The following is a 23,400-nucleotide window of genomic DNA, read 5'->3' on the forward strand; positions in this document are numbered from 1 at the left end:
AATTTCCACAGGCTGTTCATGAATTGCCTGTGGCTCTTTCACTGGAAGGCCGGTCGGGTTAGAATTCGGGGTCATCTCACTGGACAGGATGTCCCTCGTCCGTTCAGAGACATTTCAGGGTTATCGGGAGCAGGCTGTCGTGCCAAACAGTATGTGGCATCAATGTCTTGAAGTACTCCGGGACGAGTTTCCCGCACAACAGTTCAATACCTGGCTCAGGCCCCTGCAATCCGATCACCGGGAGGGGCAGCTGATGCTCTTCGCGCCCAACCGCTTTGTTATGGATTGGGTGAATGAAAAGTACCTGCGGCGTATTGAAGAGGTACTGAAGGATTTGAACGGCGGGCAGGCTCCCCGGGTCAATATGAAAGTGGGGTCGGCGCCCCGCGAAGATGAACCGGTCAAGCGCTCGGAAGCACCTGCCCGCGTGAATGGCCAGGTTCACGAAGAAACAGGTAGCCGGGTTACCGAAGAAGAGAAAGGCGTGGCGGCCACGGTGGTCGGCTCGCCTTCGGTTCGCCCGAAAAGTGGCAGCGAGCGGCGACCGGTTCAGGTTGAAGGTGACATCAAGCATCAGAGCTTTCTGAATGAAGGGTTTACCTTTGAGACCTTTGTTGAAGGTAAATCCAACCAGCTGGCCCGTGCTGCCTCCATGCAGGTGGCGGAGAATCCGGGCGGTGCCTACAATCCTTTGTTCCTTTACGGCGGGGTTGGTCTGGGTAAAACACACCTGATGCATGCGATAGGCAACGAAATCGTCCGTCGCAATCCCAAGGCGAAAGTGGCCTACCTTCGCTCAGAACGGTTCGTGGCCGACATGGTCAAGGCACTACAGCTGAACGCCATTAATGAGTTCAAGCGCTATTACCGGTCCGTGGATGCGCTGCTGATCGACGACATCCAGTTTTTTGCTCGCAAGGAGCGCTCCCAGGAAGAATTTTTCCACACTTTTAATGCCTTGCTGGAAGGCGGTCAGCAGGTCATCGTCACCTGTGATCGGTTCCCAAAAGAAATTGTCGATATGGAGGAGCGGCTCAAATCCCGGTTCGGTTGGGGGTTGACGGTGATGGTTGAGCCACCGGAACTGGAAACCCGGGTGGCGATTTTGATGAAGAAAGCCGATCAGGCGAACGTAAAGCTCAGTAGCGAAGCGGCTTTTTTTATTGCCCAGAAGATTCGTTCCAATGTTCGAGAGCTTGAGGGGGCGCTTCGTCTGGTGATAGCGAATGCTCACTTCACTGGCTCGGAAATCACGCCGCCCTTTATCCGGGAGAGTCTGAAAGACCTGTTGGCACTGCATGAGAAACAGGTAAGTATCGATAATATTCAGCGCACTGTGGCGGAGTATTACAAGATCAAGGTGGCCGACTTGCTCTCCAAACGGCGAACCCGAACAGTCACCCGACCCCGGCAGGTTGCCATGGCGCTGTCCAAGGAACTGACCAATCACAGCTTGCCGGAGATTGGTGACGCCTTTGGTGGTCGTGACCACACCACTGTATTGCATGCGTGCAAGAAAATCGTGGAATTGCAGGAGACCGATCCGGGCATCCGCGAGGATTATCAGAATTTTATGAGACTGCTGACCACCTGATGCCGGGCGTTGGCGAATAACATTCACCCTTCCAACATAAAGAAAGCTGAGTGCCATGAAACTGACGATCAGCCGTGAATCCCTGCTTACCCCGCTGCAAAGTATTGCTGGCGTGGTGGAAAAGAAACAGACCATGCCCGTGCTCTCCAACGTTTTGCTGGTGGCCGAGGACAATACCCTGACCCTGACCGGTACCAATATGGAAGTGGAGCTGGTGGCACGAATAACGCCGGTGCATGTGGATCAGCCTGGCCGGATTACCGTTCCGGCCCGAAAACTGTCCGATATCGCCCGGGCCCTTGGCGATGAAGCGCCGATTGAGCTTTCCCTGGAGGGTGATCGTCTGCATTTGCGGTGTGGCGCCAGCCACTTCACCTTGTCCACACTGCCGGCGGAACACTTTCCGAATGTGGAAGACGAGGCCGAGAGCTTCCGTCTGGAACTGCCCCAAAAGGAGCTGGGCCGGATGCTGGATGCGACGGCTTTCGCCATGGCTCAGCAGGACGTTCGTTATTACCTGAACGGACTGTTGCTGGAAGTGGACAAGGATCATGTACGGACCGTGGCGACCGATGGTCACCGACTGGCCATGGCACATCTGGAACTGACGACCAATTGCCCCGAGTTGCGGCAGGTGATTGTTCCCCGGAAAGGGGTTCTGGAACTTTCCCGACTGCTTGACGATGTGGAAACACCGGTCACGCTGGTTATCGGTGACAACCACCTCCGGGCGACGGTGGGTTCTTACACCTTCACCTCGAAACTCATAGAAGGCAAGTTCCCGGACTACAACCGGGTGATTCCGCGTGGTGGCGACAAGGTGGTACTGGCCGATCGCGCGACACTAAAGAATACCCTGCAACGGGCGGGTATTCTGTCTCACGAGAATATCCGGGGTGTGCGACTTAACCTGGCATCCAATGAACTCCAGGTGTTCGCCAACAACCCGGACCAGGAACAGGCCGAAGACGCACTGCCGGTGGACTATCAGGGCGAATCCCTGCAGATCGGTTTTAATGTAGGCTATTTAGTGGATGTAATGAACGCGCTGGATGAGGACCAGGTAAAAATCACCCTGTCCAATCCGAACAGCAGTGCGTTGATAGAGGCGCAGAATGATAACCGTTGCCTCTATGTTGTCATGCCCATGAGGCTGTAGGAGGAGAATCGATTGATGAGTACCGTAACGAATGGAATCAAAGGCGCCTTCCGGATTGGCCAGACTGTGTCGGTACTCGGGCGCACCGGGATCAACTGGCTGCGGGGAGATCGTCCGCCGACGCCCAGGCTGCTGAGGCAGACTTTTGAATCCCTCGGTGCGACCTACATCAAGCTGGGTCAGTTTATTGCCAGCTCCCCCACGTTTTTCCCCAAGGAATATGTGGAGGAGTTTCAGTATTGCCTTGATAAGACCCCCAACCTGCCCTTTGGTGTGATCAAGAAGATCATCCGGGAAGAGCTGGGCCGGCCGCTGGAGGAAGTCTACGCGGACATCGATCCGGTAGCCCTGGCTTCGGCTTCCATTGCCCAGGTTCACGCTGCCCGGTTGGTGTCCGGTGAAGAAGTGGTTATCAAGGTTCAGAAACCGGGGGTTGAGAACATTCTGCTGACCGACCTGAACTTCCTTTACCTGTCCGCCAGAATTCTTGAAACCCTGGCGCCGAAACTGTCCTGGACGTCTATGTCCGGTATCGTTGAGGAAATCCAGCGCACCATGATGGAAGAGTGCGACTTTATCAAGGAAGCCAACAACCTGAAGGTGTTCCGGGATTTTCTGCACGATACCCATAATGAAGACGCAGCCGTGCCGAGGGTGTTTGAGCACTGCAGCACCCGCCGAATCCTCACCATGGAGCGTTTCCACGGAGTATCACTGACGGATCTGGAGAGTATTCGCGGCTACGCCCGCGATCCGGAACGCACACTGATTACCGCCATGAACACCTGGTTTGCCAGTTTGACCCAATGCGAGTTCTTCCACGCAGATGTGCATGCGGGCAACCTGATGGTGCTGAAGGATGGCCGGGTTGGCTTTATCGACTTTGGCATTGTCGGCCGGATAAAGCCGGATACCTGGCAGGCAGTCAGTGATTTTATTTCAGCGGTGATGGTTGGCAACTTCGAGGGTATGGCCGATGCCATGATCCGTATCGGGATTACCCGTCAAACGGTTCGGGCTGAGGATCTCGCCGGTGACCTGAGAAGGTTGTACCAGCAGATGGACAAGATGGTGCCTGATGAAGTGCCTTATGAAGCGGAGCAGGCCGAGGACGATGTTAATCACATTCTGATGGATATGGTTAAGATCGGGGAAAGCCACGGTCTGCATTTCCCGAGGGAATTTGCCCTGCTGCTCAAGCAGTTCCTGTATTTTGATCGGTACGTTCACATCCTGGCTCCCGAGATGGATGTGTTTATGGACGAACGGTTGAATATGCTTCACTGAGGCTGTCGCCTTGGGCGATCGGCTTTTGTACACTAAGGCAGCGTTATCGTGCGAAGGTAACGCTGCCTTTTTCGTTTTATTGGTTTTTTCGCTGCCTTCCTCCGTTGCCCTCGAGTTTGCTTTTCTATGGCGCTTGTAAAATTCCAGACTGAAAACTTTCGCAACCTGTCTTCTGCGCCAGTCAGTTTTTCGCCTTCCTTTAATTTGTTGTATGGAGAAAATGGCAGTGGGAAAACCAGCGTCCTGGAGGCGATCGGTTACCTGGGTCTTGGTCGGTCCTTTCGGGTGAATCGGCACCAGGCGGTGGTGAGCCATGGTCAACAAAGGCTGACCGTATTCGGTGGGCTTGACCACGGGCTGGATGAAACTGATCGCGCTCATGATAGGGAGCTCGTACATCGGCTGGGAATATCCAGGGACGTGGGACAGAAGGAAACCGTTTTGCGAGTGGACGGGGAAGCGGTGCGCAGCTTGTCCGGTCTGGCGAAACACCTTCCGGTATCGGTGATAGACCCTGGGGTGTTCGATGTGGTCGCCGGCGGGCCGGGGAAACGACGACAGTTTCTCGATTGGCTAGTGTTCCACGTGGAACCTTCTTTCGGATCGTTATGGCAACAATGCCAGCGAGTCACATCACAGCGGAATCAAACGCTCAGAAATGGTAGACTAGACGAAGCTTTAATGCGGGTCTGGGACCACCAGTACACCACCCTGAGTGAGCGCATTACTGAGGCTCGGGACGGCACGTTTGGCCGGTTCAAGGCGGCTTTTGAAACGCTGGTTCAAGAAGTGGAAGTACCCTGGACCGAGGGTCTGAAGCTGGAGTACTACCCGGGCTGGGATGTAAGTCGCCCACTGGTGGAGCTGCTTGCAGATCATCGGGAGCAGGAGCGCAAGGTTGGGCACACGCTTTATGGGCCGAACCGGGCGGACATCCGGTTGAAGTTCCAGGGCAGGCCTGTTGCCGAAACCTTCTCCCGGGGCCAGCAGAAAACCCTGGTTATTTTGATGAAGATTGCCCAAGGCATGGTTTTGAGTGACATGGGCAAGCAGGTGACCTTTTTGCTTGACGATATTAACGCCGAGCTCGATGAAGGGCATCGTGCCATGCTGGCCAGCAGACTGCAGGCATTACGTTGTCAGGTGTTCATTACATCGATAGAGCGGCCCAAGGTGGAGCAGCTCTGGCCCGGGGATAAGGCACCGGATTACAGATTGTTCCACGTGGAACATGGCAAATTGACGGAAGAATAAGACCGGTGCGAAGAGCGAATTTTATGCCCCGGCCTATCACGCTTCAGGAGTTTCCGAATGAGTGAATCGAACTACAATTCCTCCAGTATCAAAGTCTTGAAAGGACTGGATGCGGTGCGAAAGCGGCCGGGTATGTACATCGGGGATACCGATGATGGCACCGGCCTGCACCACATGGTCTTTGAATTGGTGGATAACTCCATCGACGAAGCACTGGCAGGCTACTGCTCAGAGATCGGTGTGATTATCCACCCGGATGAATCGGTGACTGTAAAAGATAACGGCCGTGGTATCCCAGTAGATTTGCACGAAGAGGAAGGAGTTTCCGCCGCGGAAGTTATCATGACCGTTTTGCACGCCGGTGGTAAGTTCGACGATAACTCCTACAAGGTGTCCGGTGGCCTCCATGGTGTGGGCGTTTCCGTAGTAAACGCGCTCTCCTCTACCCTCACCCTGACTATCCGTCGTGATAACAAGGTTTATGAGCAGACCTACACGCACGGTGTTCCCAATGCACCACTTGCGGCTGTTGGTGAAACCGATGCCTCGGGCACCAAGGTGCATTTTATTCCGTCGCCGGAAACCTTCACCCACATTGAGTTCCACTACGACATTCTCGCCAAGCGCCTTCGTGAGCTGGCGTTTCTGAACAGTGGCGTTCGCATCCGTCTGACCGACGAACGCTCCGGCAAGGAAGAAGTCTTTGAATACGAAGGTGGCCTGCGAGCCTTTGTTGAGCATCTGAATACCAACAAGACGCCGATCAACCGGGTGTTCCACTTCAACCGCGAGCGCGAAGATGGAATTGCCGTGGAAGTGTCCATGCAGTGGAACGATGCCTTCCAGGAGAATATCTACTGCTTCACCAACAACATTCCCCAGCGGGATGGTGGTACGCACCTGGCTGGCTTCCGCGCCGCCCTGACCCGCTCCCTCAACAACTACATTGAGCAGGAAGGTCTGGGCAAGAAAGCAAAGGTCGCGACTTCCGGTGACGACGCCCGTGAAGGTCTGACGGCCATCATCAGCGTCAAGGTTCCGGACCCCAAGTTCTCCTCCCAGACCAAGGACAAACTGGTTTCCTCCGAGGTGAAGACCGCAGTCGAGCAGGAGCTGTACCAGAGTTTTGCGGAATACCTGCAGGAGCAGCCCAACGAAGCCAAGCTCATCGTTAACAAGATGATCGAGGCCGCGCGGGCCCGTGAAGCCGCCCGGAAAGCCCGGGACATGACTCGCCGAAAAGGCGCCCTGGACATTGCCGGCCTGCCCGGAAAACTGGCTGATTGCCAGGAGAAGGATCCGGCACTCTCCGAACTGTACATCGTGGAGGGTGACTCCGCCGGTGGCAGTGCCAAACAGGGCCGTGACCGCAAGACCCAGGCTATCCTGCCGTTGAAGGGCAAGATTCTGAACGTCGAAAAAGCCCGCTTCGACAAGATGCTCTCTTCTGCGGAAGTGGGCACCCTGATTACGGCGCTGGGCTGCGGTATCGGCCGGGAAGAATTCAACCCGGACAAGCTGCGCTACCATTCCATTATTATCATGACCGATGCGGACGTGGACGGTTCCCACATCCGGACGCTGCTGCTGACCTTCCTGTTCCGCCAGATGCGCGAAATCATCGAGCGTGGCCACGTGTTTATCGCCATGCCACCGCTTTACAAGGTCAAGCGTGGCAAGCAGGAGCAGTATCTGAAGGACGAGAAAGCCAAGGAAGCCTATCTCACCCAGACCGCCCTGGAAGGTGCCCAGCTCTATGTGAATCCCGAAGCTCCCGCCATCAAGGATTCCGCGCTGGAGACCATGGTCAAGGACTACCAGGCCGTGATGAACATGATTGGCCGACTGTCCCGCGCGTACCCGGCAAAGGTCCTGGAACAGATGCTTCAGAACGTGACGCTCAAGCCTGAACACCTGAAAGAAGAAGCGGAAGTGGCTCGTTGGGTCGGGCGCCTGGGCGATGGTCTGGACCTGGATACTCGTACCGGTACCAAATACACCTTCTCGGTGACCAAGGATACTGAACGGGGCCTGTATCTCCCGAAAGTGACCATTTATGTTCACGGCATTCCCTACGATCACGTCTTCAATCACGAGTTCTTCGAATCGTCCTCCTACGCGGCGATTGCCCGTATGGGTGAGACTCTGGATGGTCTTATTGAAGAAGGCGCGTATGTCCAGCGTGGTGAACGCAAACAGGCGGTTCTGTCTTTCGAGGGCGCTTTGGATTGGCTGATGAAAGAGGCCCAGCGTGGCCTGAACATTCAGCGCTACAAGGGCCTGGGCGAGATGAACCCGGAGCAGCTGTGGGAAACCACCATGGATCCGGAGACCCGTCGGATGATGAAAGTAACGATCGAAGACGCCATTGCGGCAGACCAGATCTTTACCACTCTGATGGGCGACGACGTAGAGCCCCGTCGCGACTTCATCCAGACCAATGCTCTGGAAGTGACCAACCTGGATATCTGATCAACAGGCGTCAGGTGCAACTAAAAAAGCGGCGGAGGCTTTTAAAACCTCCGCCGCTTTTTTATGTCGGGCTTTATCGGAAAACCCTTGGACTGCTATTTCCCGGTGGTTGATTCCGAGGACTTGTTCCTCTCCTTCTCTTTCTCGGCCAGATGAGGCGCCATGACTTCTTCCAGCGTATACCCGGTCAGCCGGCGAATGGTCCGCCAGAGATAATAGAAAATCAGCATCATCATGATCATCGACGGAATCGCGATCATCGGGTAGCTGACCAGGGTCATCCGGCCCAGCTCCTCATTGAACGCCTGGGTACCCGAGGGACTGACCACGATCCACTTGGCAAGTATGTAGTTCATGATCGAGGAAAAGAGAAACGTGCCGGCAAAGAAGTAGCTGGCCTTTAGCAGACGCTCCTCGAATTCCTCAACCCGGTTGTGTTCTTCAAGCGTCTTGTGGATCTTATCCACATCCAGAACACTCGGGTTATACAGCAGCGTGCGTACCAGTGGGTATTTCGTTCTAGTGGAAGCCAGTACCGCCAAACCAATGATGGCTGGAATCGCGGCTTCCTTGATGGCCAGCCAGCCGGCATCCAGTTCCAGAAGACCAATGCCGCCGGTCAAGCCCACGCTGACCAGACCGAGCACTGCAATGAAGTTTTTCTTCCGGTATTTGATCAGTTCAAACAGGCCCCAGCCCAGGGGGAATGCGAGGCCGATGAGCAGCGCGTTGACGTTGCCCAGGTGCTCCTCGCCACTGAACTTCATCAGGATCACGGAGGGAATGATAATGCTGACCAGCAAATCGACCCAGGGTCTTGGCTTGTGGTCCGGAACGTTGGCGGAGCTCGGAGACGTCATGTTCTAGCCTGGTTGTTGAAACTGTAGCAGGCCGAACGGCACTGCCGGAAAACTCCCGGCAGTATACGACGAATCCAAGCTCGGACGTAACCGCTGTCAGAAGCCTCCCTGGGCGGTCATGGAAGAGCCCGCACCACCGGTTTGCAGACGGTTGTCTGCTCCGGACTGCCAGACCAGTTGCGCTGAAGGATCGGATTCACTGCGTTTGATACACTTCCATTCAACACTGCTGTTGGCGGGTATGTCGAAAGTGCCGGCCCATGTAGGATAGTTCCCGGCATCAAGTTTCAGAGCGCCGGCCGGTGACCAGTTGCCGAGGGCACCAATATTGCCGGTTATATAGACGCTTTGTCCCCAACTGGTAATCCCGTTGGCGCATTGGAAGGCCACGGATACCTTGCCAGTATCCCCAGCGTCGTCGGTGCCCGAGTTGTTGTCGCCGGTGCAATCAGCCCCAACATGTAGGGCTGCAGCCTGCATTGCCGGGATATCCAGACTCACTTCGCCGCCCTGGACAGTAACACAACTGCCATCACCGGCAACGTTCCGGTAGTTGCCATCGGGCAGGAAAGTGCTAAACGTGCGGGCGAGGTTGCCCCCTTCGCGGTTAATGGCCACAAAGCCTTTATCGCCACGGTTGAAGGCTATCTGATTGTTGCCGTTGTCCCACCATCCCGAGACGCCAGTCCCATCGGTGACATTACGGAAATCCACCATATTGGCAATGGAATCCCAGCGGTGTTCACAAATCCAGGCGCCACCGCATTCAGCGCTGCCATTCTGGTAGACCGATTGGGAAGGCGGGCCCTGATCACCATTGGAAAACCCATAGCTGGACATCACTTTCGGATAGCCGTAAGGCCACGCCAGCATGAACACATTGGCCAGGTTATAAAGACTGCCATCCTTGTAGGTCACCACGTTACTCCCACCGGCACCGTGGCCCCGCTGGTTGTCGTGGTTGTCGGTAAACACTACCGCGTTACCTCCGGCCAGAAAGCCCCAGCTCTCTCCAAAACTACTGAGATAGGCAAGCTTTTGATTTTTAAACACATTGCCGATAGAAGAGCTGTAGCGGAACTCGGTAACATCGGAGGTGCCGGTGTACTCCGTAGCACTCACTGCCTCCCCTCCCAGGTCAATCACTTCCTGGAACACATACAAAGGATCGTTCACTCTCGTAAGGATCCCGCTGATGTCTCCCGGCGCCATGTGTTTTGCTGCATCGATCCGGATGCCTTTGACACCGAGAGAGGTCAGCTGATTAAGATAGCCTGCGATGGTGTTCTGAACATAGGCTGCATCGGTATCCAGGTCCGGGAGGCCCACCAGCTGACAGTTCCGAACCCGCCAGGCGTCGGTTCCATAATCCTCGGGATCGATGCCACAGGGTGAATGGAAATCGTTGCCGCTGTAGATCGGAAAACTGAACGAACCGGAATCGTAGTAAGAACCAGCCGTCCCGGTCCCGGAACCATTGGCCATATGATTGATTACCGCATCGGCGTACACATCAACCCCAGCAGCATTACACCGCTGTACCATGTCTGCAAACTCGCTGGCATCGCCACTTCGACTTTTAAGTTGATAACTGACAGGCTGGTAACGGGTCCACCAGGCGCCACCCTGAATATGCTCCTGAGGCGGCGATACCTGAACGGCACTGAACCCCTTTGGCCCCAGAAAATTTTCACACTCCTGAGCAACATCACTCCACTTCCACTCGAAGAGATGAACAAATGCCCCTGCCTGGGCCTGGTGCATGGGCAGAGCAGCTATTATCGCGCCGAGAGCGGCGCCGGTGATAACTCGGGGTAATTGAATCATTGCATGCTCCTGTATTGTCTTTGTTGTGGTGCATTGAGCAGGAAAAAGTGCAGCATTCGCTGGTTTCTACCTGCCCAAAGACAACATGCAGTGATCAACAATTGGCCAAAACATCCCCGTAACGATTAAAAGGGGCGTAGTGCCAGGAAGGGTATAGTTAGAGGTCACACTCAGTGGACCGGTCGCCGGCAGAACAGGCTTCTATCTACAATCCGGGTTCGGGCAATAAAAAGCCGGGCATGAAGCCCGGCTTTTTGTTCCTCAACAAAATGAGTGCCGTCAGGCACCTACCTCCTTGAGGCTTTCTTCCACAATTGCCAGACCTTCTTCCAGCACATCGTCTTCGATGGTGACCGGCATCAGGAAGCGCAATGTGTTGCCGTACATACCACAGCTCAGAAGAATCAGTCCCTTCTCCTTCGCCTTTTTGGTCACTGCAGCGGCGAGTTCCGGCTTGGGTGTGCGGCTTTCCTTGCTCTCGACCAGTTCGAAGGCTGCCATGGGACCGAGATTGCGGACGTTGTCGACGTGGGCAAACTGTTCCTGCCACTGGCTGAAGCGCTGCTTCAGTTTCTCGCCCAAGGCCTGGGATTTGCCAAGGATATCCTCTTCCTTGAACACGTCGAACACCGCCAGAGCTGCCGCACAGGCGGTCGGGCTACCAGTGTAGGTGCCGCCCAGGGAATTGGGGCCGGAAGAATCCATGACCTTGTCGGTACCCACGATCGCAGAGATCGGCATGCCGTCGGCCATACTCTTGGCCATAGTCATGATGTCCGGCTCAATGCCGCTGTGCTCGATGGCAAACATCTTGCCAGTCCGGCCGAAGCCACTCTGGACCTCGTCCACTACCATCATGATGTTGTTCTCGTCACAAATCTTGCGGATTTCCTTCAGGAAGCTGGTGGGTGCAGCGTAGAAACCGCCCTCACCCAGAACCGGCTCGATCACGATGGCCGCGGTGTTGTGAGCGGGGGAATCGGCTTTCATGGCCATCTTCAGCCCGCGAAGCGCTTCCTCTTCGGAAACACCGTGATAGGGAACGGGATAAGGTGCACGGTACACGGTACCCGGCATGGGGCCGAAGTCGGTCTGGTAGGGTGCTGCCTTGCCGTTCATCGCCATGGTGTAGAAGGTCCGTCCGTGATAACCGCCGTCAAAGCAGATCACGTTGGTCTTGCCCGTTGCTGCACGAGCAATCTTCATGGCGTTTTCCAGGGCCTCGGCACCGGAGTTGGCCAGCATTACCTTGCCATGGCCTTTCACGGGTACCACTTCGCTCAGCTTCTGCGCCAGTTTGACGTAGCCCTCATAGGGCATCACCGTCTGGCAGGTATGCATCAGCTTGTCGAGCTGCGCCTTGACCGCTTCCACCACCTTCGGGTGGCGATGGCCAATATTGAGTACGCCGATGCCGCCGGCAAAATCGATCATGCGTTTGCCGTCTGCATCCCATAATTCCGCATTCGTTGCGTGGTCGGCAAACTGTTCATTGGGACTTGCCGCGCCCGCTGCAACGTAGCGTTCTTTGAGTGCCTGCAATTCTTTATTGCTCACTTTGCCATTCTCCCTGGGTTCAGGTTCGAAAGTTTCATCTAACAGTGTAAGTAGTACGGTCCCAGGAAACAAACCGACTATTGTCGCCCTCAGGCGGCATCGTCGCGAAACTGGAGCTTTGCCAGGCGCTGATAGAGGGCGTTTTGACGCATCAGTTCATCGTGGGTGCCTACTGCCAGTAGTCGTCCCTTGTCCAGAACGGCGATCCGGTCAGCGTCCCGGACAGTCGCCAGACGGTGCGCTATCACCAGGGTGGTTCGCCCGGCTGTGAGTGCCGGCATAGCCTGCTGGATCAGGTTTTCACTTTCCGCATCGAGGGCGCTGGTCGCTTCATCCAGAAGCAGGATCGGGGCATTCGCCAGCAGCGCCCGGGCAATGGCAAGACGCTGCTTCTGGCCACCGGACAGGCCCAGGCCGGCATCCCCAAGCCGGGTTTCGTAGCCTTCCGGAAGAGCCTGGATAAAATCATGGGCATGGGCAATCCTGGCGGCCTGCTCAACGTCTTGCTGGCTGGCATTGGGTCTCGCGTAGCGGATGTTATCGGCCACAGTGCCATGAAACAGGGCGGGGGTCTGCGGCACCAGGGAAAAACACCGCCGCAGTGCCTGGAGCGATAGGTCGGAAGTGTCGAGGCCGTCGACCAGAATTCGGCCCTCTGTCGGCTGATAGAAGTGCAGTAGCAAATCGAATAGCGTGGATTTCCCAGCCCCGGACGGCCCCACCAATGCCAAAGTCTCGCCAGCTTTGACCTCGAGGGTCAGCTCCCTCAGCGCAGGCTGTTCCGGGCGCCCGGGATAGCTGAAGCTCAGATGATCAATGCGGATGGCCCCCTGAACGGATTCTGGCAGTTCCAGCGTGGGATCTTTGCGCTCAAAGGCCGGCTCGGTCTGCAACAGCTCGAACAGCCGAGCCGCGGAACCCGCCGCCCTCTGCAACTCCCCAATCACCTCGCTGATGGCGCCGGCAGCGACGCCCACCAGCAGGCTGTAAAACACGAAGGCGGCCAGTTCCCCGGGACTGATCCGGCCGTTAATCACATCCAGGCCGCCAATCCAGATAACGATGCCAACAGCACCCATAACCAGGGAAATGGCCAGCGTGGTCAGCCAGGCGCGCTGACGGATACGTTGCCGGGCAATATCGAAGGCCCGTTCAGAGACCTCAGAGAAATAACGGCGATCATGCGGCTGATGGTTGAAGGCCTGAACCGTTTTGATCTGGGTAAGGTTCTCGCCCACGTAACTGCCCACGTCGGCCACCCGGTCCTGACTGAGCCGGGACAGCGCCCGGACTCGCCGGCCAAAGAACAGGATGGGGGCAATAACCAGAGGAAAGCCCAGCAGGATGATACTGGCGAGCTTGGCGTTGGTAATGAACAGCAGAAGCAAACCACCGACCAGCATCAGGGCGTTGCGCAGGGCGATGGACACCGTGGAGCCAATCACTGACTGGAGAACCGTGGTATCGGCGGTAAACCGCGACTGGATTTCCAGGGCCCGGTTCTGCTCGAAAAACCCGGGATGGAGATCAATCAGGTGGTTGAACACCTTCTTACGAATGTCCGCTACTACCCGCTCGCCGATCCAGGACACCAGGTAGAACCGGGCAAACGACCCGAACGCCAGGCCCAGCACCAGTATGAAAAACAGCCCGATGGCCCTGGCCAGGTTTTCCGGCGACTCGGTGGCCAATCCCTGATCCACCAGGATACGTAAACCCTGCCCTAACCCGAGCGTAATTCCGGCCGTGAAAACCAGAGCTACCAGAGCACCCGCGACAGCCCGGCGATAAGGGCTGATAAACTCGATGACCAGTTTCAGGGCCTTGCGGTGACGAGCGTTAATGATGTGCCTCCATGGTGTGGACTACTGTAGACTCCAGCTTCAATACGGTTTTCTCTTGGAACAGGACTCATCATACCTGAGCTCCCCGGGTCTTCACTGGCAGGAACTCCTGTTGTAGAGCATCAACTGTTGTTGGTGTGGAGAGCACTGTCGGATTACGCTGCGCTAATCCGACCTACCCGAAGCCAGTAGCGCCCGAGGCCCGAGTCAGACCATAAACCGTAGGTCGGATTAGCCCAGCGTAATCCGACAACATTGCCAAAGGATACTCCCACAGTGCGCGCCTACGCTGACAACGACTACCCGGCAGATCATAAACCGGACTGGAAAATCATTTCAGGCCTCTGGCCCTACCTCGCCGAATTCCGAGGTCGGGTGGTCCTGTCCCTCGTCTTGCTGGTGCTGGCCAAGCTGGCGACGGTAGCCACGCCCATCGCCCTGAAATACATCGTCGACTATCTGGACCAGAACCGGGGTGCGGACATGCTCCTGTGGATTCCTGTGATCCTGGTGGTGGCCTACGGCGCGTTGCGCTTTGGCGCCACCCTGTTCAATGAGCTCAGGGATGCCGTCTTCGCCCGGGTGGCGGAACGGGCCATGCGGCGGGTGTCCCTGCGGGTGTTCCAGCACCTGCACCAGCGGGAACTGGCCTTCCACCTGGACCGCAAGACCGGCGGCCTGGCCCGGGATATCGAGCGGGGCACCAACGGCATCAGCTTTCTGCTGCGTTTTACCCTGTTCAACATTGTCCCTACCCTGCTGGAAATCCTGCTGGTGGTCGGCATCCTGTTTGTGGTGTTCAACGTGGGTTATGTGGTGGCCATTTTGGTGGCGGTGGTGGTGTATGTGGTCTTCTCCATCAAGATCACCGAATGGCGGACCAAATTCGTCCGCGAAGCCAACGCCCGGGATAACCAGTCCAATTCGCGGGCCATCGACAGTCTGTTGAACTATGAAACCGTCAAGTACTTCAACAATGAACGTTATGAGGCGCAGCTTTACGATGTTGATCTGGACGACTGGGAGCAGGCCCGGCTGAAGAATCGCCTGTCCCTGGCCGCGCTTAATTCCGGTCAGGCATTGATTATCGGTTTGGCGATGATCGTGATCATGGCCATGGCGGTCCGGGAAGTGGCCAGCGGTGAGATCACCCTGGGTGACTTCACCATGATCAACGCCTATTTGCTCCAGCTGTTCATTCCCCTGAACGCTCTGGGCTTTGTCTACCGGGAAATCCGGCAGGCACTGGTGAATGTCGAGCGCCTGTTCAAACTGCTGGGGGACAAACCGGCCATTGAAGATGCCCCGGACGCTACCGAGCTGGCGGTGGAAAAAGGCGAAGTGCGGTTCGAGCATATCCACTTTGCCTATCGCCCGGACCGGCCGATCCTGCGGGATGTGAATTTCACCATCCCGGCCGGTCATAAGGTGGCGGTGGTGGGGGCCAGTGGTGCCGGCAAATCCACCCTGGCCCGCCTGCTGTTCCGTTTTTACGAGGTCGATCAGGGTGCCATCCGTATTGATGGCCAGGATATCCGGACCGTGACCCAGGACAGCCTGCGCTCGGCGATTGGCGTGGTGCCCCAGGACACCGTGCTGTTCAACGATACCCTGTACCGAAACCTGGCCTATGGCCGGCCGGAAGCCAGCGAGGAAGAGGTCTATCGGGCCGCCCGGATGGCCCACCTGGAAGACTTTATCCACAGCCTGCCGGAGGGTTACGAAACCAAGGTGGGCGAACGCGGCCTGAAGCTTTCCGGCGGTGAAAAGCAGCGGGTGGCCATTGCCCGGGTGATTCTGAAGAACCCGCCGTTGCTGATCCTGGATGAGGCCACATCCTCCCTGGATTCACTCTCGGAGCAGGCCATCCTTGGGGCGCTGAACGAAGTCAGCCAGCAGCGGACCACGCTGGTGATTGCTCACCGGCTATCGACCATCCGGGATGCCAACACCATCCTGGTGATGGATGGCGGGCGTATTGTCGAAAGCGGCAGTCATGGCGAATTGCTGGCCGACGGCGGCCACTACGCCCATCTGTGGGCGCAGCAGCACAGCAGTAACGACAACAGCAAGGATGGCCAGGAGGACGCTGGCAGCTAGTCTGCCCTGAGCCTTTCGGCAAGGCCCGAGGCACGAACCATCTGCTGCCCGACTGCGTCTTCGAGAACATGCACGTTGCCGGCAATCAGGCTGAACCAGTTTCTGGCCCGGGTAATGCCCGTGTAGACCAGTTCTTTCGTAAGGACCGGGCTGAGCCGGTCTGGCAGCACCAGGCAGGTGTGGTTGAACTCCGAGCCCTGGGACTTGTGTACTGTCATGGCGTACACGGTTTCCAGCTGCTGCAGACGGCTGGGGGAGATCCAGCGGATACCGCCAGCGGTGTCACTATCTGGAAACGCCACGCGCAGGGTGTATCGGGGTTCACCGGATTCACTCCGGTCCCAGGGCACACTGACCGTAATGCCAATGTCGCCGTTCATCAGGCCCAGGTTGTAGTCGTTGCCGGTAATCAGCACCGGCCTGCCCGGGTACCAGCCTTCGGCCCGTGGGATCAGCTTTTCAGCCAATAGCTGCCGCGCGATCCGGTCGTTCAGGCCTTCCACGCCCCAGGGGCCCTTGCGCAGGGCACAGAGCACCTGGAAGTCACTGAAGGCTTCAAGCAGTTGCGCCGCCATCGCATCCCAGTCTTCGCGGGAGCTGTCCACGGTCAGGCCGTGATTCTGTAACTGCTCCAGATAATGGCGATAGCCAACCGGTGGCGGCAGGGGGTGGCCCTTCAACTGCCGACCCTGCCCGGCATTACGGTATGCTTCGGGCGAGCCGGTGATGGCATGGCGGCACACCAGATCCAGGGTGTCTTCCGGATCCGGTTTTCCGGATTGGCCGTTGAGCAGAATGACATCGTCGAAAGCCGCTTCCCGGATCTGGCGCAGCATGGCGCTATCAAGGGCACTGGTGTTCACGGCTTCCGCAAACGCACGGATGCCGCTGTCTTGCTGGAACCGGTAACTCTTTCGCAACATGGCCACGGCCTGATCCATGGGTTGGCCGGTTTGGTCCACCAGCGACGCTGGTATTTCACTGTCGGTTATGGCGGCCAGCCACTGCGACGTTGCCGGTGTGTAGTGGGCCTGTAAGGCCCGCTGGCAGAGCTCACCCAGTATCGCACCGGCATCCACCGAGGCCAGCTGGTCCTTGTCGCCCAGCAGGATCAGCTGGGCATTGGCGGGCAGGGCATCGAACACCGACGCCATCAGATCCACGTCCACCATCGAGGCCTCGTCGATCACCAGGATATCCACCAGCAACGGGTTGTCCCGGTTATGGCGGAATTTGCGGGTATCCGGCCGGCTGCCCAGCAACCGATGCAAGGTGGTGACGCGGGTGGGAATATCAGCAAGCTCCACGTTGCCCGGCAGCTTGGCAAGAGGCAAGCGGCTGACCGCACCACCAATGGATTCGTTCAAGCGGGCGGCCGCCTTGCCGGTGGGGGCTGCCAGTCGGATCCGGTATTTGCGACCGGCCCGCTCGGGTGATTCCCCGGCGACGGCCTGAAGTGCCGCCAGAAGGTTGACCACGGTGGTGGTCTTGCCGGTGCCAGGCCCGCCGGTGATCACGGCGAAACGGTTTCGGGCCGCCAGGGCACAGGCCAGTTTCTGGTAATCCACCGGTTCTGAGGACTGGAACAGCGTATCCAGAGCGAGAGACAGGGTGCGGGCCGGACCGGATTCCGGATCTGCCAGGGGCGATGGCAAAGCCAGGCGGTGCCGGATGCCCTCCGCAATGCGTTGTTCGTAGCGCCAGAATCTGCGCAGGTACAGCCGGGTCCCGTTCAGCACCAGAGGTGTTGTATGTGAGCCATCACTTACGGCGCAGGCGCTTTCCAGTATGCTCAGACAATCCGGAAGCGTTACAAGTGCAAGCACGTCGGAGGGCTTGGACCGGTCCGGCTCGTTGGTGCCGGCATCGGTGAGCGGCTCGTGAACTGACTCCTCCGGCGGCAGTGACAGGGTGTGCTCGACATCGGCTAGGAGATTGCCCAGATCAACGCAGACATGGCCACGGCCCACCTGGTGGGATACCAGTGCCGCCAACAGCAGAACCAGCGGGTGTGGGCGTTCGCCCTGCTCTTCCGACAGCTCCCGGATCAGCCGGGCAAAACCCACATCCAGCGGTCGGATCCACTCCGCCTGTTGCCAGTGCAGCAGCAGGGTTTCGATTTTATCCGGGCTGGAGAACAGATCGTTGATATCGACGGTGGTATCACCGGCAGCCGGTACGGTCGGCGTTTCCGCAGCGGTCTCCTCCGCAAACAGATCAATCTGGTGGTCGGTCTTTCCGGTGTGGGAGCGAGAACGGCTCATGCGGCCACCTCCCCGACGGACTCGCCATCAAACAGGGCATATAGTTGTTCAATCAGGGCCCTGGGCGGTTTGTCGGTAAAGGCGCCACCCGTGCCGGAATCAATGCCCCGAAGGAACAGGTAAACCGCGCCGCCAATGTGTCGGTCGTAGTCGTAATCCGGCAAACGGGCTTTCAGTAGCCGGTGCAGGGCCAGCAGATAGAGCACGTATTGCAGATCATAGCGTTTATCCAGGATGGCGTTGCCCATTGCCTGATCGGTATAGGCGCTGTCGTCTTCGCCCAGGGTATTGGATTTGTAGTCCAGCACGTAATAGCGCCCGTTGTGTTCGAACACCAGATCGATAAACCCCTTGAGCATCCCGTTGAATCGCGTCTCCTCGACTTGGGGCCGGTCCGCGCGATTCAGGGTGTGCGCGGTTACCAGCTCGTCGAGTTTGCGGATACTGACGTTGCGGCTTTCAAACCAGAACTCCAGTTCCGGGCGCAGGGTGATCAGGTCCGCCAGGCAGACGGTTTCTGCACCGGCCCGGTCGAGGCTCAATGGTTTGCTGATCAATGCCAGCAACCAGCGCTCCAGCGGCTTCACCCATTCGTTCCAGCCACGAGTGCCGCAGCGCCGGGTCAGCTGCTCATGAAGCAGCGGCGGGTTATCCACAACCCGCTGGAACCCCTGCTGTGTGCACCATTCCAGCAGTTCGTGCAGGAAGGTGCCGGGTCCGGCGCCTTTCGGAAAGTTATGCTGGTTGCGCTGGTTGGCCATTTGAGTCGGGTTTTCCTCTTCGTCCAGGGTGCTTTCTTCCAGCAGGTTCTGGGTCTGGGCATCTTCCACCTCACCGGTAAACGCGATCCCGGTGCCGGTCATGCCGGTGTATTCGATGGAGGAGTAGCTGGCAATCCACCAGTCCTCTCTGGCCTCGCGGGAAGAGACCATGGCCGGGCCAAGAGCTTCGGGCGCCGGTTCGTGGTAGTGCGTATCGTCCGGATCCGGTAAAGGGGTTATCCGGATCTCTGCTCTGCCCTCTGCCAGTTTCCCCAGGCAGTCGCTGATACGGCTGTGCCCTTCGCCGGCAATCAGGTAGCCCAGTCCGCTTTGCTGCCAGTTGTCCAGGGCCGCCGTGCCGACCCAGGTGGCGAAGCGGGCCCGGGTCAGGGCCACGTAGAGCTTGCGGATATCCTCGCCGAGGCGCTCCCGGTCAGCCCTGGCCACGTCGTCCGGCGACGGGTCGAATACCGTGACCAGCCTGCCCTGCTCATTGTGATAGCGCACGAAGGCCTGCTTTTCACTCTGGGCGCGAAAAGCTGTGCCAAAGGGCAGAAACACCAGCGGGTACTCCAGGCCCTTGGACTTGTGCACGGTGATCACCTTCACCAGGCCGGCATCACTTTCCAGCCGCAGGGTACGGTGTTCGTCTTCCTCGTCGGCTGCCCGCAGAATCTGGGTATAGTGGTGCACCAGGGCATGCTCGCCGTCCAGTTGCAGGCTGTCCTGCTGCAGCAACTCGGCAATGTGCAGAATGTCGGTCAACCGCCGTTCGCCGTCAGGGCGTTGCAGTAACCGGCCCGGCACCTCGAAATCCATCAGGAAGGTTCGCAGCATGGGTAGCACACCCTGCTTCTGCCATTGCTGCTGGTAACCAATAAAGCGCTCGATTTCCCGTTCCAGCACGAGCTCGTCGGTGAGCAGCTGATTCATGGCATGCCAGGACTGACCGAGGGTGGGTGTGGCCAGGGCTGCGCGGATATAGGCCAGCTGTCGGGGCTCGGCAAATGCCCGAAGCCAGCAGAGCATTTCCTGTGATTCCCGGGAGGTCAGCACCGAATCGCGGTCTGACAGGTACACACTCTTGATACGCCGCTGGCCCAGGGCGTCCCGCACTGCGCTGGCCTCATTGCGGTTGTTGACCAGTATTGCGATATCTTTCGGGGCAACCGGCTCCAGGTCCTCCGGATTATCCGGCAAGGCAAATCCGGCCTGCCCGGCCTGGCCCAGAGTCAGCAAACGGGCGATCTCGCTGGCACAGGTTTCCGCCACATCGGCCGTGGCAGTGCCCTTGGCCATACCTTTTGGATTGCCGTCCCTGTCCTCTTCCCCGGATTCGTGGGTCCAGAACACCAGGCTGGGCTGTTCTTCCCCGTTGATCGCCCAGACCCGTTTGGTGCCATTGGCGTCCACACCCTGGAACGGCAGCGGTGAAGTATCGCCCCTGCCGAACAGGAAGGCGCCGTCCCGGCTGTGCTGGTCGCTGTGTTCAAAGACCCGGTTAACCCCTGCCACCATGGATTTGGCGGAGCGGAAGTTCTTACCCAGTGTGTAGGTGCGTTCTTTCACGCCCTGCCGGGCCTGCAGGTAAGTGTAGATATCGGCACCCCGGAAACCGTATATGGCCTGCTTGGGATCGCCGATCATCAGCAGGCAGGTACCGTGGTCACTGCCCGCCACGTTGTAGATGCGGTCGAAGATACGGTACTGCACCGGGTCGGTGTCCTGGAATTCGTCGATCAGGGCCACCGGAAACTGCCGACGGATGGTGGCCGCCAGCTGGTCGCCCCGCGGCCCGTGCAGGGCATCGTCCAGCCGGGTGAGCAGATCGTCAAAGCCCATTTCCGAGCGTTTCTGCTTTTCTGACTCCAGCCGTTCGGCTATCCAGTGGCTGGCGTGGCGCAGAATGTCGGATTTGGCGCTGGGCTGGTTCTGGCTGAAATCCAGCAGCGCTTCGATGGCGTCGAAGGCAGGATGATGGGGGGCGGACTCATCGCCTTTTAGAATCTTGTCGAGCCCCTCGGGGGTCTGATTCTTAAAGCCCGCAGCGCTGTCGATTTTTTCGGGTAGCAGGTCATCGGATTCCGCCCAGGCAACCAGCAAATCCCAGACCTTGATCATGGCATTCTTGCTGGCGCCATGAAGTCGCTTGCTCTTGTTCAGATCGTTCAGCAGCTCGATGACGTCATCGCGCCACTGGCGCCAGGGGTGGGCTTTCAGGGCCTGTGACTGCTCCAGACGCCGCCTGACCACCTGATCAATGGCCTGGTGAACGCTGTCCGGCGGTGTGCCCAGGCTCTGGGGATCGTCAATCAGGTTGCGAACCCCCTGGCGCAGGTCCCCGGGAGTTTTCCAGTGGCTCAGGGCCTCGTCCATCAGCGCCGGGGGCAACGGATAGACAAAGGTGCGCCAGTAATCCCGGGCGACCTCGTCCAGCAATTCGCTCTGGTCGGTTTCGAGGGTGAGCTTGAACAGGCTGCCGCTGTCGAAGGCGTGCTCGCTAAGCATGCGGTTGCAGAAACTGTGGATGGTCGATACCGCCGCTTCGTCCATCCACTCTGCCGCCAGCAGCAGTTTCTTGCGGCATTCCGGCCAGCTGGCCGGATCCGGGTAGCTTTCATCCCGTAGCTGGTAGATCAGTGCCGTTTCCGCGGGTGGATTGGGCTCGTCGGGCGCGTCGGAAAACACCTCGGCGGCCTGGGTCAGTCGGGTGCGGATACGGTCACGCAGTTCTTTGGTGGCGGCCTCGGTAAAAGTGACCACCAGCAGGTTGGGAGGCAGCAGGTTCTGCAGCGGGCTGTCGGGCGACTGGCCGTGGCCAAGCACCAGGCGCACGTACAGAATGGCAATGGTAAAGGTTTTTCCGGTGCCGGCACTGGCCTCGATCAGGGCACTGCCGTTGAGGGCCAGTGCCAGGGGATCCAGGTTCGGATTCCGGTTGGTCATCTGCTCGGTCATTCCAGGCCTCCGATCTGATCTGCAGCCGATTTGTCCTGCTCGGCTTCCCAAACCGGCACGTAGAGCTGATGCAGCAGGGCTTCGAATTCACCGCTGGCCATCAGCAGCTCCGGTGTTTCATAGGCTCCTCTCAGGTAACCGGTGTCCCGCTCCAGGGCAATGGTATAGGCCTGCTGCGCCTCTGATATGGCTCGCTCATGGTCACCGACGTACTTTTTGCTGCCGTAGAAACTGGTGATCCAGGCAAAGCCGGCCTCGCAGTGAATAGGCAGCGCCCGGGTGGTGGCGTCCATCCATCCGCTGAGCACCGCTTCGAACAGCGGCCTGGCCTGCTCTGGATGCAATGGAGCAAAGCGGAATTTCCGTCCCTCCTCCTTGCCCAGAACCAGGGTCTCAAAAGGTTGACCGCCGAGCTGGCCTGCCAGATGGATCAGCCAGTCCCGCATCAGGTTGGCGTATCGCACCTTCTTGCTCGACCCGGAGCCGGTGAGCAGGCTGGAGCTGGCGACTACCAGACGGCATAGCTCGCCCCCGGCATTGCAGCGCACATTGTCGATCAGATCCGCGACTTCCACCGAACCCAGGGCGTTTTCAAACCGGTAGTCAAAGGATAGCGGTTCAGCAACCGCCTCCGGCCAGTCAACCAGTGCGCTCTGGTAACGCTCGAACAGATCGGGCAATCGCCCGGCCAGCTCGGAGCGCAGGCGGTGTTCGGTCACGCCCATACCCAGGTCCCCGCGTCGGGCCATGCGGTCCAGGGTTGCCTGCAACCGATCGTGCAGTTCCTCTTCGCTGCTGGCTTTCAACAGCCCGTCCTGGATCAGCTCGTTGTCCAGACGCCAGCGGTCCAGGCCGTCCAGCTCGAAATTCTCGTTGTCGGTATCGTCGTCCTCGACATCCTCGAAGCGTACCTGCAGTCGACGCTGGTAAAAGGTGTCGATGGGCTTTTTCAGGAAAGCCGCCAGATCGTTCAGGCTGATGGGTTCTTCGGGTGTCTGGTACGAAAGTGCAGATTGCACGTCTTGGTTAGTCTCAACACCGTGAGCACTGCGCCATTCCCGCTCGTAGGTGAACAACCGGCGTGCCTCCAACACCTCGGCCAGGGGACGGGGTGAACTGTTTTCCCCCTCTCCACCCGCTTCCAGCCCGTTGGCTTTCGGGAAATAGCTCCGGCTGAACGGCTGCAACGGGTGTTGGGTAGTGAGTGCCTCGATGACCTTGGTTTCGGGTTGCCCTGCCACAGACCAGAGACTGTCCAGATGATCCTGAAGCTGCCCCACCAGAACCGACGGCGGCCGTTCCGAATCATCCTTGATGCTGCGGCCTACCCAGCTGATGTAGAGCTGCTCCCGGGCGGATAACAGGGCTTCCAGGAACAGGTAGCGATCGTCTTCCCGGCGGGAGCGGTCCCCCGGGCGGTAATCCTGGGCCATCAGGTCGAAATCCACCGGCGGCCGGGAGCG

12 protein-coding genes and 1 pseudogene are annotated in these 23,400 nt (G+C 58.2%); 6 read left to right on the forward strand and 7 right to left on the reverse strand.

The features are described from left to right. Nucleotides 1–139: 139 nt before the first annotated feature. The 5 genes from dnaA (at nt 140) to gyrB (ending at nt 7,766) form a co-directional block, all read left to right on the forward strand. Nucleotides 140–1,594, forward strand: a complete 1,455-nt coding sequence (gene dnaA, locus QZ534_RS15950) for a chromosomal replication initiator protein DnaA (protein WP_296935804.1) — start codon at nt 140–142, stop codon at nt 1,592–1,594. A 55-nt stretch (nt 1,595–1,649) separates the two neighbouring features. Then, nucleotides 1,650–2,753, forward strand: a complete 1,104-nt coding sequence (gene dnaN / locus QZ534_RS15955) for a DNA polymerase III subunit beta (protein ID WP_296935805.1) — start codon at nt 1,650–1,652, stop codon at nt 2,751–2,753. Nucleotides 2,754–2,768: 15 nt separating this feature from the next. Beyond that, complete coding sequence (locus tag QZ534_RS15960) at nt 2,769–4,040, forward strand: AarF/ABC1/UbiB kinase family protein (protein WP_296935806.1); 1,272 nt, start codon at nt 2,769–2,771, stop codon at nt 4,038–4,040. Between the two features lie 126 nt (nt 4,041–4,166). Next, nucleotides 4,167–5,294, forward strand: a complete 1,128-nt coding sequence (gene recF / locus QZ534_RS15965) for a DNA replication/repair protein RecF (protein WP_296935807.1) — start codon at nt 4,167–4,169, stop codon at nt 5,292–5,294. A 57-nt stretch (nt 5,295–5,351) separates the two neighbouring features. After that, nucleotides 5,352–7,766: a DNA topoisomerase (ATP-hydrolyzing) subunit B gene (gene gyrB / locus QZ534_RS15970; RefSeq protein WP_296935808.1), complete on the forward strand. Its 2,415-nt coding sequence runs from the start codon at nt 5,352–5,354 to the stop codon at nt 7,764–7,766. Nucleotides 7,767–7,861: 95 nt separating this feature from the next. Here gyrB and QZ534_RS15975 read toward each other — a convergent pair whose 3' ends face one another. From QZ534_RS15975 to QZ534_RS15990, 4 genes are all read right to left on the reverse strand, one after another. Further along, nucleotides 7,862–8,626: a VC0807 family protein gene (locus QZ534_RS15975; protein ID WP_296935809.1), complete on the reverse strand. Its 765-nt coding sequence runs from the start codon at nt 8,624–8,626 to the stop codon at nt 7,862–7,864. Between the two features lie 96 nt (nt 8,627–8,722). Then, nucleotides 8,723–10,453 (reverse strand): carbohydrate-binding module family 20 domain-containing protein, encoded by a 1,731-nt coding sequence (locus QZ534_RS15980; RefSeq protein ID WP_296935810.1) that lies wholly within the window; start codon nt 10,451–10,453, stop codon nt 8,723–8,725. A 279-nt stretch (nt 10,454–10,732) separates the two neighbouring features. Beyond that, nucleotides 10,733–12,010, reverse strand: coding sequence for a 4-aminobutyrate--2-oxoglutarate transaminase (gene gabT / locus QZ534_RS15985; RefSeq protein ID WP_296935811.1), 1,278 nt, complete (start codon nt 12,008–12,010; stop codon nt 10,733–10,735). An 89-nt stretch (nt 12,011–12,099) separates the two neighbouring features. Next, on the reverse strand, nt 12,100–13,830 hold the full coding sequence (locus QZ534_RS15990) for an ABC transporter transmembrane domain-containing protein (RefSeq protein ID WP_296935821.1): 1,731 nt from the start codon (nt 13,828–13,830) through the stop codon (nt 12,100–12,102). A 300-nt stretch (nt 13,831–14,130) separates the two neighbouring features. Between QZ534_RS15990 and QZ534_RS15995 the strand changes: the two genes are divergently transcribed. After that, the gene (locus tag QZ534_RS15995; RefSeq protein WP_296935812.1) at nt 14,131–15,954 is read left to right on the forward strand and encodes an ABC transporter ATP-binding protein/permease; all 1,824 of its coding nucleotides are present in this window, start codon (nt 14,131–14,133) and stop codon (nt 15,952–15,954) included. On the opposite strand, the gene recD is transcribed toward QZ534_RS15995, so the two are convergent. The 3 genes and pseudogenes from recD to QZ534_RS16010 form a co-directional block, all read right to left on the reverse strand. Continuing rightward, nucleotides 15,951–18,218 carry an exodeoxyribonuclease V subunit alpha gene (gene recD / locus QZ534_RS16000; protein ID WP_296935814.1) on the reverse strand — a complete coding sequence of 756 codons (2,268 nt, stop codon included), beginning with the start codon at nt 18,216–18,218 and terminating at the stop codon, nt 15,951–15,953. The genes QZ534_RS15995 and recD overlap by 4 nt on opposite strands. Beyond that, nucleotides 18,215–21,937: an exodeoxyribonuclease V subunit beta gene (gene recB, locus QZ534_RS16005; RefSeq protein ID WP_296935816.1), complete on the reverse strand. Its 3,723-nt coding sequence runs from the start codon at nt 21,935–21,937 to the stop codon at nt 18,215–18,217. The genes recD and recB overlap by 4 nt, the downstream gene beginning before the upstream one ends. Continuing rightward, nucleotides 21,934–23,400 (reverse strand): annotated as a pseudogene (locus QZ534_RS16010) (exodeoxyribonuclease V subunit gamma); the annotation flags it as partial. The pseudogene QZ534_RS16010 and the gene recB, both read right to left, overlap by 4 nt.

Origin of the sequence: uncultured Marinobacter sp. (genome assembly GCF_913055835.1) — a bacterium.
Lineage (GTDB): Bacteria > Pseudomonadota > Gammaproteobacteria > Pseudomonadales > Oleiphilaceae > Marinobacter.

Coding starts and splice junctions, on each gene's coding strand:
- dnaN (WP_296935805.1), top strand. CDS start 1,650: ATGAAACTGACGATCAGCCGTGAATCCCTGCTTACCCCGCTGCAAAGT.
- QZ534_RS15960 (WP_296935806.1), top strand. CDS start 2,769: ATGAGTACCGTAACGAATGGAATCAAAGGCGCCTTCCGGATTGGCCAG.
- recF (WP_296935807.1), top strand. CDS start 4,167: ATGGCGCTTGTAAAATTCCAGACTGAAAACTTTCGCAACCTGTCTTCT.
- gyrB (WP_296935808.1), top strand. CDS start 5,352: ATGAGTGAATCGAACTACAATTCCTCCAGTATCAAAGTCTTGAAAGGA.
- QZ534_RS15975 (WP_296935809.1), bottom strand. CDS start 8,626: ATGACGTCTCCGAGCTCCGCCAACGTTCCGGACCACAAGCCAAGACCC.
- QZ534_RS15980 (WP_296935810.1), bottom strand. CDS start 10,453: ATGATTCAATTACCCCGAGTTATCACCGGCGCCGCTCTCGGCGCGATA.
- recD (WP_296935814.1), bottom strand. CDS start 18,218: ATGAGCCGTTCTCGCTCCCACACCGGAAAGACCGACCACCAGATTGAT.
- recB (WP_296935816.1), bottom strand. CDS start 21,937: ATGACCGAGCAGATGACCAACCGGAATCCGAACCTGGATCCCCTGGCA.